This is a genomic window from Streptomyces sp. NPDC059080, assembly GCF_042739975.1.
Classification (GTDB): Bacteria; Actinomycetota; Actinomycetes; order Streptomycetales; family Streptomycetaceae; genus Streptomyces; species Streptomyces benahoarensis.
This window is the reverse complement of the sequence record NZ_JBHYGX010000003.1, coordinates 268,047-275,986: the sequence shown is the minus strand read 5'-3', so window position 1 is coordinate 275,986 and position 7,940 is coordinate 268,047. Positions and strand designations below refer to the sequence as shown.

Annotated in this window: 7 protein-coding genes; 1 reads left to right on the top strand and 6 read right to left on the bottom strand. The window is 72.9% G+C overall.

The features are described 5' to 3' along the window. The 4 genes from yvcK to ACFWWQ_RS03565 all read right to left on the bottom strand — a co-directional run. Window positions 1–1,013: uridine diphosphate-N-acetylglucosamine-binding protein YvcK (gene yvcK, locus ACFWWQ_RS03580; RefSeq protein WP_384589400.1), on the bottom strand; the 1,013-nt coding region annotated here is incomplete at its 3' end. Beyond that, window positions 1,010–1,972: an RNase adapter RapZ gene (gene rapZ / locus ACFWWQ_RS03575; RefSeq protein ID WP_384589397.1), complete on the bottom strand. Its 963-nt coding sequence runs from the start codon at window positions 1,970–1,972 to the stop codon at window positions 1,010–1,012. The genes rapZ and yvcK, both read right to left, overlap by 4 nt. Continuing rightward, complete coding sequence (uvrC, locus tag ACFWWQ_RS03570; protein WP_384589395.1) at window positions 1,969–4,053, bottom strand: excinuclease ABC subunit UvrC; 2,085 nt, start codon at window positions 4,051–4,053, stop codon at window positions 1,969–1,971. The genes rapZ and uvrC overlap by 4 nt, the downstream gene beginning before the upstream one ends. A 207-nt stretch (window positions 4,054–4,260) precedes the next feature. Beyond that, on the bottom strand, window positions 4,261–4,869 hold the full coding sequence (locus ACFWWQ_RS03565; RefSeq protein WP_384589392.1) for a hypothetical protein: 609 nt from the start codon (window positions 4,867–4,869) through the stop codon (window positions 4,261–4,263). Window positions 4,870–5,106: 237 nt separating this feature from the next. Between ACFWWQ_RS03565 and ACFWWQ_RS03560 the strand changes: the two genes are divergently transcribed. Continuing rightward, window positions 5,107–6,045 carry a hypothetical protein gene (locus tag ACFWWQ_RS03560; protein WP_384589389.1) on the top strand — a complete coding sequence of 313 codons (939 nt, stop codon included), beginning with the start codon at window positions 5,107–5,109 and terminating at the stop codon, window positions 6,043–6,045. A 261-nt stretch (window positions 6,046–6,306) separates the two neighbouring features. Here ACFWWQ_RS03560 and ACFWWQ_RS03555 read toward each other — a convergent pair whose 3' ends face one another. Both ACFWWQ_RS03555 and ACFWWQ_RS03550 read right to left on the bottom strand, forming a co-directional pair. Beyond that, on the bottom strand, window positions 6,307–6,714 hold the full coding sequence (locus tag ACFWWQ_RS03555; protein ID WP_384589386.1) for a Rieske (2Fe-2S) protein: 408 nt from the start codon (window positions 6,712–6,714) through the stop codon (window positions 6,307–6,309). A gap of 84 nt (window positions 6,715–6,798) precedes the next feature. Next, entirely contained in the window at window positions 6,799–7,806 is a 1,008-nt protein-coding gene (locus ACFWWQ_RS03550) for a zinc-dependent alcohol dehydrogenase family protein (RefSeq protein WP_384589384.1), read from the bottom strand. Window positions 7,807–7,940 lie beyond the last annotated feature (134 nt).

Genomic DNA, 7,940 nt, shown 5'->3' with positions numbered 1-7,940 from the left:
CTAATTCTAACAAAAATACAAGCAAAACAAAAAAATTGTGTTACACCTGCGTCCGTAGTTCTGGTTAACCCCCGTGCAGCGACCTCGGCCAGCTCGACCTCGCTGCCGACGAGCTGCTTGGCGGCAGCCGTCAGCCCTTCGATGTCGGGCACGGCGTCCCGGTCGGCCAGCACCACGTCGAAGGCGAGTTTAGGGGCGTGTCGGGCCAAAACCTCCAAATGACGCTGCGGGGAGAAGCCATCGGTTTCGCCGGGTTGCGGCGCGAGGTTGAGCGAGAGGACCTTGCGCGCCTTGGTCTCCTCCAGCGCCTCGCGCAGCTCCGGCACCAGCAGATGCGGGATGACGGAGGAGAACCACGAGCCCGGCCCCAGCACCACCCAGTCGGCGTCGCGCACCGCGGCGACCACTTCCGGGACGGCGGGCGGGGCCTCGGGCACGACGTGGACCGACTGCACCTCGCCGCGGGTGAGCGCGACGGTGGCCTGCCCGCGGACGGTCGTGATCTCCTCGGGCCGCTCCTCGTCGTGGCCGCGGACCTGGGCCTGCAGCTCCAGGGGGACCGCGGACATGGGCAGTACCCGGCCGTGCGCGCCGAGCAGCTTGCCGACCAGGTCGAGTGCCTGGACGTGATCGCCCAGCTGTTCCCACAGGGCGACGATGAGGAGGTTGCCGACGGCGTGGTCGTGGAGCTCGCCGCCGCTCTGGAAGCGGTGCTGGATGACGCGCGCCCAGGTCTGGCCCCAGTCGTCGTCCCCGCACAGCGCGGCCAGCGCCTTGCGCAGATCACCGGGGGGCAGCACGCCCAGCTCGTCGCGGAGGCGGCCGCTGGAGCCGCCGTCGTCGGCGACGGTGACGACGGCCGTCAGATCGCCGGTGATCCGGCGCAGCGCGGCCAGCGACGCGGACAGCCCCATGCCGCCGCCGAGCGCCACCACCTTGGGCGTGCCCTTGTGCGGGCGGGCGCCGGGGACCAGTTTGCGGACCCGGCGCAGCCGCAGGGCGCGGCTGGTCACTCGCGCCCCATGTCGCGGTGGACAGTGACGGTTTCCACCCCTTCGCCCACGAGCCGCCGGGCGAGCTTCTCGGACATCGCCACGGAGCGGTGCTTGCCGCCCGTACAGCCGACGGCGATGGTGACGTAGCGCTTGCCCTCGCGGCGGTAGCCCTCGGCGACGATGCGGAGCAGGTCGGCGTAGCCGTCGAGGAACTCCTTGGTGCCGGGCTGGTCGAAGACGTAGTCGGAGACCTCTTCGCTCAGACCGGTGAAGGGGCGCAGCTCGGGGACCCAGTGCGGGTTGGGGATGAAGCGGCAGTCGATGACCATGTCGGCGTCGACCGGCAGGCCGTACTTGAAGCCGAAGGACATGACCGTGGCGCGCAGCTCGGGGACCTCCTCACCGGCGAACTGGGCGTCCATCTTGGCGCGCAGCTCGTGGACGTTGAGGCTGGAGGTGTCGATCACGAGGTCGGCGTCGCCGCGCAGTTCCCGCAGCAGGTCGCGTTCGGCGGCGATGCCGTCGACGATCCGGCCGTCGCCCTGGAGGGGGTGCGGGCGGCGTACCGATTCGAAGCGGCGGACCAGCGCCTCATCGGAGGATTCCAGGAACACGATGCGGCGCTTGACGTTCTGGGCGTCGAGCGTGGCGAGGGATTCCTTGAGGTTGTCGAAGAAGCGGCGGCCACGGACGTCGACGACGACGGCGATCTTGGCGACGTTCCCCTGGGAACGGGCGCCGAGGTCGACCATCGGGGGGATCAGCTCGGGCGGAATGTTGTCGACGACGAACCAGCCGAGGTCCTCCAGGCACTTGGCCGCGGTGGAGCGGCCGGCGCCGGACATGCCGGAGATGATCACCAGCTCGGGGATGGCGGCGCTCTCTCCCTGGTCGGACTCGCGCATCGTGCCCGTACTCACCTGTGCACCGTCTTTCTCGGATGTCGCGGTTTCGTGCGTGTTGTGCGGTGTGCTCATCTGTCCCGCCCCCGTTCCGATGACCACGCGGCCGGAGCGGCCCCGTCATCCTCAATGATCTCTCCTGTGGCGGTGTTCACGGCGGGTCCGGCGGGTGTCGCACCGGCCAGGGAGGCGAGCACCGATTCGGCGGTCTTCCGGCCGACGCCGGGGACCTCGCACAGCTCATCGACCGTGGCCGCCCGGAGCTTCTTGAGCGACCCGAAGTGCTTGAGCAGCGCCTGACGGCGGCTCTCGCCCAGCCCGGCCACGGCGTCCAGCGGCGAGGACTTCAGCCGTTTGCCGCGCTTGGTGCGCTGATAGCGGATGGCGAAGCGGTGGGCCTCGTCGCGGACGCGCTGGAGGAGGTAGAGCCCTTCGCTGGAGCGCGGCAGGACAACCGGGTCGTCCTCCTCGGGCAGCCAGACCTCCTCCAGGCGCTTGGCCAGACCGCAGACGGCGACGTCGTCGATGCCCAGCTCGTCCAGGGCGCGGCGGGCGGCGGCGACCTGCGGGGCGCCGCCGTCGACGACGACGAGCTGCGGCGGGTAGGCGAACCGCTTGGGGCGGCCCTCCTCGTCCGTGGGGTGCCCGGCCATCGGGTCCGGCTCCGGGGACGCCGCCTCGGCACGCTCGGCGGCACCGGCCTCGCCGTCGCCGCCCGCGGGCGCGGCGGGTTCCTCCGTCCACTCCCCCGATTTCTGCTTCTCCTGGAGGTAGCGCTTGAAGCGGCGGCCGATGACCTCGTGCATGGAGCGGACGTCGTCCTGGCCCTCGAAGCCCTTGATCTGGAAGCGGCGGTACTCGCTCTTACGGGCGAGACCGTCCTCGAAGACCACCATGGACGCGACGACGTCCTCGCCCTGGAGGTGGGAGATGTCGAAGCACTCGATGCGCAGCGGCACCGCGTCCAGGCCGAGGGCCTCGGCGATCTCCTCCAGGGCGCGGGAGCGGGTGGTCAGGTCGGAGGCGCGCTTGGTCTTGTGGAGCGCCAGGGCCTGCTGGGCGTTGCGGCCGACGGTGGCCATCAGGTCCTTCTTGTCGCCGCGCTGCGGGATGCGCAGCGAGACCTGGGAGCCGCGGCGCTCGGAGAGCCACTGCTGGACCGGCTCGACGGGCTCGGGCAGCGCGGGGACCAGCACCTCCTTGGGGACCGCGTCGCCGCGCTCCTCGCCGTAGAGCTGCTGGAGGGCGTGCTCGACGAGACCGGCGGTGGTGACGGCCTCGACCTTGTCGGTGACCCAGCCGCGCTGGCCGCGCACCCGGCCGCCGCGGACATGGAAGATCTGAACGGCGGCCTCCAGTTCGTCCTCGGCGACGGCGATGAGGTCGGCGTCGGTGGCGTCGGCGAGGACCACCGCGCTCTTCTCCATGGCCCGCTTGAGCGCCCCTATGTCGTCCCGCAGACGGGCGGCGCGCTCGTACTCCATCTCCTCGGCGGCGTCCTGCATGGCGCGCTCCAGGCGGCGGAGGTAGGCGCCGGTGCGGCCGGCCATGAAGTCGCAGAAGTCCTCGGCGAGTTCGCGGTGCTCCTCGGGGGAGACACGGCCGACGCACGGCGCCGAGCACTTGCCGATGTAGCCGAGCAGACAGGGGCGGCCGATCTGCGCGGAGCGTTTGAAGACGCCCGCGGAGCAGGTGCGGACGGGGAAGACGCGGAGCATCAGGTCGACGGTCTCGCGGATGGCCCAGGCGTGGCCGTAGGGGCCGAAGTAGCGGACGCCCTTCTTCTTGGCGCCGCGCATCACCTGGACGCGGGGGAACTCCTCGTTGAGGGTCACCGCGAGATACGGATAGCTCTTGTCGTCGCGGTACTTGACGTTGAAACGCGGGTCGAATTCCTTGATCCAGCTGTATTCGAGCTGAAGGGCCTCGACCTCGGTGGAGACGACGGTCCACTCCACGGAGGCGGCGGTGGTGACCATCGTGCGGGTACGGGGGTGGAGACCGGCCAGGTCCTGGAAGTAGCTGGCCAGGCGCTGGCGCAGGCTCTTGGCCTTGCCCACGTAGATGACACGGCCGTGCTCGTCGCGGAATTTATAGACCCCCGGCGAGTCGGGGATCTGTCCCGGCTTGGGTCGGTAGCTGCTGGGGTCTGCCATGACCACCACCCTACTGACCGCCACTGACAATCCGCGGGCCCGTGCGGAGCGGGACGGGCCCGCGGTGACAGGGTCCGGGAGGGGGGTCGCGGACCTGGTGTTCCCGGTCCATGGCCCCCGCACGGGCCCGGGCGGCCCGCCCGCCGCGGGAAGACGGGCGGGCGCCCGGTCAGCGGCGGCGCAGGCGGCGGACCGCGGTGGTGCCGGTCAGGCCCAGCGCGACCAGGGCGGCGGCAGCGGCGACGGCCGAGGCGGCGGCCACCGGGACGTCGCCGTCGGCCGCGGCGGTGGCGACGGATCCCTCACTGAGGACGGGCCGCGGCGCGGGGCGCTCCGGCGCCGCGGGGTGGGGGCGCTCCAGCGCCGCGGGGCGCTCCAGCGCCGCGGGGCGCTCCAGCGCCGCGGGGGCGCCGTAGCCGCCGGCCTCGCCGCGCCGGTCGTAGGCGGGTTGAGGCCCCTCCAGTCGAAGGCGTTCTGCACGTTGCCCAGGGTGGCCTGGTCGTTGGGGCAGTCGGTGTTGGGGCAGCCGGTGTTCTGGGGGCTCTGGAAGGCGGCGTTGCAGAACTGGTTCTGGCTAGCCGCGGCCGTACCAGGCGGCGATGGTGTTGCCGGAACCGCCCAGCACCAGTTGCTGTTCTCCTGGGCCTGCATGGCGATGTCCAGGCTGTTCGCGGTGGCGCGTGGGGCGGACGCGGCGGGCGTACGGGGTGCGGCGGGCGCCGCGGTGGCGGAGGCGGCGGGCAGGGCGGTCAGCGCGGCCACGGCGAGCGCGGCGGCCGACAGCCGTCTGCGGCCTACGGTGCGGGGGCGGGGCATGGCGTTCCTCCCGAACGGGGCGGTGGGGTGTGGAGGAGCGCATCCGGATGCTGCGAAGGAGCATCGGGTGTTGTCGCAGGCAGGTCAACACGCTTCAATGCGGGGTGACATGGGGGTGTGGACGGACGGGCCCGGATGTGAACGACCGGTGCCCGGCGTACTGCAGTGAACTCGCGGGCAGGGCGCGCGCCGTGCGATCCGGTAGTGAACGTCCACCCGCGCGCCGGAGGTTGAGAGATGGCACGGAACACTCCCCAGGCGGCCGAGCTGGCGCAACTGCTGAAGACCGGCCCGTTCCACCTGGCGTTGCGCAGCGCGCTGAGCGTCCGCGGCCTGGCGCTCAACCGGGTGCAGCACAAGCTGGCGCAGCGCGGCATCAAGGTGGGGGTGACGAGCCTCAGCTACTGGCAACAGGGCGCGCGGCGCCCGCAGCGTCCCGAGTCGCTGCGGGCGGTGCAGGCCCTGGAGGAGGTGCTGGAGCTGCCGGAGCGGTCGCTGCACCGGCTGCTGGTACCGGAGAGCGGCACCCGTGCGGACGGCGACCGCCCGTCGGCGCGCTCGTACCGGGCGCTGGTGGAGCCCGCCGACGCGCTCCAGCAGCTCTTCGCCGAGCTGGAGACGCCCGCCGACGACGGGCTGCACACCGTGGGGCACCACGAGCGGGTGCGCATCGGTCCCCGGCGGGAGCTGAACGCACGCGAATCGGTCCAGGTGGTCCGGGCGCACCGGGACGGCGTGGACCGCTATGTGGCCATCCACCGCGGTGACGTGGGCTGCGATCCGTCCCAGGTGACGGTCCGGGCCGCGGAGAACTGCCGCCTGGGGCGGGTGCGCGGTGACACCGAGGCCGGGGTGGTGGTCGCGGAGCTGCTGTTCGACACGCGGCTGCGCGCCGGGGACACGCACGTTTTCGGCTACGTCTTCGAGGACGGTACCGGCGGCCCCAGTGCCGAGTACTTCCGTGGCTTCCGCTTCGCCGGGGGGCAGTACGTCCTCCAGGTGCGCTTCGACGAGACGGCGCTCCCGGTGCGGTGCCGTCGCTTCACCCAGTCGTCGGCGGGCGCCCCGCGCGGCGGCCGCCAGGAGCTGACGCTGAGCGGCCGCCACCGCGCCGTGCACCTGGTGGAGCAGGGCGTACGGCCCGGGATCGTGGGGATCGTGTGGGACTGGGGGTGACGGGCGGCGGGAACCAGCGCGGTCCGCGGTTCGGCGGCGCCGGTACGCCGCCTCCGCGCCCGCGGCCGTCTGCGCGCCGACGCCTGGCGCCCGGCGCCGCGGTCCCGTAGCTCGTGTCCGGCGCTCCCGGTGGCACGCGCCGGGGCGTGAGCCAACGGGCCGTGCGCCCCCGGCGGCCGGGGCGCGGGCGGTCGGCTCGTGCGCCCCCACGCCAGGGCCGCACGCCCTCGCCCCAGGGCGCCCCGGCCCAGCACCCCGGTCTCAGCCCGCGATCAGCTTGCCGCCCTTGTTCTTGATCGGGACCTCCGGCAGCGGCTTGGTGGCCGGGCCCTGGAGCACCTGGCCGTTGGTGACGTCGAAGCGGCTGCCGTGGCAGGAGCAGTCGCCCTCCTCCTTCGTCACCTCGGTGAGCACGCATCCGGCGTGGGTGCACGTGGCGCTGAAGCACTTGAACGTGCCCTTGGACGGCTGCGAGACCACCAGCCGGTCCTCGCGGTAGAGCTTCGCACCGCCGACCGGAACCTCGGCGGCGGCCCCCAGCTCGACCGGCTCGGTGGGCACGCCGGAGTCCGGGCCCGAGCCGCCGGAGCACGCCGTCACCCCGAAGCCCGCGGCGCCCACCAGCGCGGCGCCACGCAGGACGGTTCGGCGGGCGGGTGGCTGGCTCATGGCTGCTCCAGAGGGGTCACGGGGTCGGCGTCTACCGGGGCCCGACCTTACCGGCACCCCCGCGCCGCCTCCCGCCCGGCCATGTCAGGCGGGCCCGGGCGCCAGGTGGATCTTGCGGCAGGTGCCCGCGCGGAAGCGGCGTACCGCCTCGTCGACGTCGTCGAGCGGCAGTACGTCGCTGACCAGCGGGTCGAGGTCCAGCCCGGCGGCCAGCACATCGATGGCGGGCCGGAAGCTGTGGTGCACCGCCATCGAGCCGAGGATGTCGATCTCGTGGTGGTAGACGCGGTACGGCGAGAACGACGCAGTGCGGGCCGGGTCGGCGACGCCGAACTGGAGGAACGTGCCGCCGCGCCGCACCCGGCCGAGGCCGTCCTCGATGGCCGCGACGACCCCGGTGGCGTCGATGACCACCTCGAACCCGGGCGCGCGCCCCAGAGCACCCGCGTCGGTCACGGCCGCGTCGACGCCGAACGACTCGGCGAAGGCCAGCCGGTCCGCGTTGAGGTCCACCACCGACACCGAGGCGGCACCGGAGGTCCGGACGAGCGCGGCCATCATCAGGCCCATCGTTCCGGCGCCGTAGATCAGATAGTGCTCCCCGGGGCGGCGGGGCAGCCGGTTGAGGCCGTGCACCGCGCAGGACAGCGGTTCGACGAGCCCGGCGGCGGCCGCCGAGAGCCCGTCGGGCAGCGCGTACGCGCAGCTCGCGGGGACCGCGACCAGTTCGGCGAAGCCGCCGTCACGGGTGACGCCGACCGCGCGGTAGTCGGCGCAGAGGTTGCCGCGGCCGATCCGGCAGTAATGGCAGCTGCCGCACGGCATGTTGGGGTCGACCGCGACCCGGGTGCCGAGGGCCGGGGCGGTCACCCCCTCGCCCCACGCGACGATCTCGCCGGTCAGTTCGTGCCCGGGGATCAACGGGTAGCGCGCGGCGGGCAGTTCGCCGTCGAGCAGATGCATGTCCGTACCGCACAGCCCGCAGGACGCGACGCGCACCAGTACCTCACCGGCCCCCGGGCGGGGATCGGGCACCTCGGTGACGGCGATGCCGTCGGGGGTGCCCGGTTCGGTGACCACAAGAGCGCGCATCGGCGCCTCCTCACGACATCGTGCGGGTTCGATGTCCGGAAGGTAGCCCGGGGCGGTAAGACGTTGGGAACCCTTTTTCAGGGGGGGGGGGGGCCGGGGCGTTGTGGGGGGGCCGGGGCCCACACCCCGGGCGG